The 1,887-nt window shown below is 77.6% G+C and carries 2 protein-coding genes; both read left to right on the top strand.

Features of this window, described 5'->3' with window-relative positions; all coding sequences use genetic code 11:
- Positions 1–838, top strand: an 838-nt coding sequence (locus tag G5C65_RS36475) for a hypothetical protein (RefSeq protein WP_206442671.1), incomplete at its 5' end; no start/stop codon positions are given.
- 212 nt (positions 839–1,050) lie between these two features.
- Positions 1,051–1,887 (top strand): SDR family oxidoreductase (locus G5C65_RS36470; RefSeq protein ID WP_241266316.1); only part of this gene is annotated, 837 nt, incomplete at its 3' end.

Genomic DNA, 1,887 nt, shown 5'->3' with positions numbered 1-1,887 from the left:
GGCGGGGGGAGCGGAACCGGGGCAGCGGTGCGGCCGGGTGCGCGCATCCGCCGCGCAGCGGTTCGCCGCCCGCGGGGCGCTGCCGCTGCTGCCCGCAGCGCTGTGCTCCGTGGCTCTCGGTGCGCTCGCGCTGACCCGGGACGCGTCGCCCTCCCTGCGGCACACCGTCGCGGTCGCGGGCGCTGTCACCGTGCTGATGGCAGTGCCCTGCGCGCTGCGTGCCCTCCCGCTGCCGCGTGCCCGCGCCGTCGCCCTGTGGGCGTGCCTGCTGACCGGGCTGGTGCTGTTCTCCGGCCGTCCGCCGGGGACGCACGCGGCCTTCGGCGTGTCCGGTGCGGTGCTGGGACTGTCCCTCGGCGTCGCGCCCGCGGTCTGGTGCGCCCGCTGGTTCGCCGTACGGGCCCGCCGCAGGCTCGCCGGCAGCGCCAGTCTGGAGGAGTTCGCCGCCGGCGTACGTCCGCTGCTGGCCGCGGCCGTCGCGCTGTTCGGCTGTGTGCTGCTGGGCGCCCTGTTCGCCGCGCGCGCGGTGGCCGGTGACGGCTCGCTGTTCGCGGTGGCGGCGCTGGGGGTGCTGCTGTTCACCGCCCTGCTGCTGACCGCGCACGGCTTCGGGACCGCCGCCGCGACGGGGCTCGCCGCTGCCTGCGCGCTGCTGTCCGCCGCCGTGTTCGCCGCACCGCTCGCCGTACCGTCCGCCGCTCCGGTTGCCGGGGGCGTCTGGACGGCGCCCGCCGCGCCCGCCCTGGCCTGCGCCGTCGCGGAGCTCGGCCTGCTGGCGTACGCCCTGCGCGTGCTGGCGGGCGCCTCGGCGCACCACCGGGCCGCCGCGCCCGCTTGACCCTCCGCACCGCCTTCCGTGCGCGGCCCCGCCCCGGGCCCGCGTACGCGACCGTGGAACACCGAGAAGGAGCAACCCCGCATGACCACCGCTGATTTCCTCCACCTGACGCGACCACGCGTGACGTCGGCATCCCGTCCGCTCCGTTCGCTCCGTTCGCTCCGTCCACCCCGTCCGTCCAGCGCCCGGCCCGCGGAACGGGAGGGCGTGCGATGAGAGTGCTGCTGCTGGGAGCCTCCGGCTATCTGGGCCGGTTCGTCGCGGACCGGCTGCTGGCCGACCCCGCTGTACAGCTCACGGCGCTCGGCCGGAGCGACGAGGCGGACGTACGGTTCGACCTGTCCACCGGCAGCCCGGGAGCGCTGACGCGGTTCCTGGACGCGGTGCACCCGGGGGTCGTCATCAACTGCGCGGGCGCCACCCGGGGCGGTGGCCGGGAGCTGATCCGGCACAACGTGGTGTCCGTCGCCACCGTCTGCGAGTCGCTCCGCCGCAGCGGCTGCGGTGCGCGCCTGGTGCACCTGGGCTGTGCCGCCGAGTACGGCCCCTCCCAGGCCGGTTCGTCCACCGGCGAGGACGCGGTGCCGCGCCCCGGCGGCCCGTACGGGGTGAGCAAGCTCGCCGGTACGGAGCTGGTCACCGCCTCCGGGCTGGACGCGGTGGTGCTGCGGGTGTTCTCGCCCATCGGGCCCGGCACGCCCGCCGGTTCGCCGCTGGGGCGGCTCGCAGAGGCGATGCGGCGGACCATGCAGCAGGGGGACAGCGAGCTGAAGCTGAACGGGCTCGGGGTGCAGCGCGACTTCGTGGACGTGCGGGACGTCGCCCGTGCCGTGCACGCCGCCTCGCTCTCCGCCGCGCAGGGCATCGTCAACATCGGCACGGGGCGCGCGGCGCGGCTGCGGGACGTCGCCTCGCTGCTCGCCCGCGTCGCGGGCTACACCGGCGCGGTGCACGAGCACGGCGTGGCCCCCGGCGGCCAGCCCGCGGGGGCTGTGGCGGGTCCGGGGGCTCCGGCGGGCGCCGGCGCCGCGGGCGCTCCGGGTGCTCCG

This window comes from Streptomyces boncukensis (genome assembly GCF_011045075.1).
GTDB lineage: Bacteria > Actinomycetota > Actinomycetes > Streptomycetales > Streptomycetaceae > Streptomyces > Streptomyces boncukensis.
The sequence above is the reverse complement of the archived record's forward strand: the minus strand, read 5'-3'. Positions and strand labels throughout refer to the sequence as shown.